Genomic DNA, 283 nt, shown 5'->3' with positions numbered 1-283 from the left:
GCCTTCGGTCACCGAAGGGGTAGCGGTCAGTTTCGCTACAACTTCGTCGATAGTGTCGGTAACTTGAACCGAAGCATCGCCGCCCAGCTGCAGATTTTCGAAGGCTGCACCGGTAACGTCGACCGCCGACTTGATGCCCACGGTGATCTCGCCGGCGTCTTTGTAGACGTCATCACCCTGCGCAGCGTGCTCATACGGCGCGCTGGTTTCGCCGGCCTTGATCGTGACCTGAGCGTTGTTGCTCAGGGTCACGACCAGGTCGTGGGCCAGAGCCTGATTGATG

1 protein-coding gene is annotated in these 283 nt (G+C 60.1%); it reads right to left on the bottom strand.

Features of this window, described 5'->3' with window-relative positions; genetic code table 11:
- On the bottom strand, window positions 1-283 hold a 283-nt coding region (locus IAE39_RS29530; protein WP_201207966.1), incomplete at both ends, for an immunoglobulin-like domain-containing protein.

It is taken from the genome of Pseudomonas sp. S37, from assembly GCF_016658545.1.
In the GTDB taxonomy this organism is placed as follows: Bacteria; Pseudomonadota; Gammaproteobacteria; order Pseudomonadales; family Pseudomonadaceae; genus Aquipseudomonas.
The sequence above is the reverse complement of the archived record's forward strand: the minus strand, read 5'-3'. Positions and strand labels throughout refer to the sequence as shown.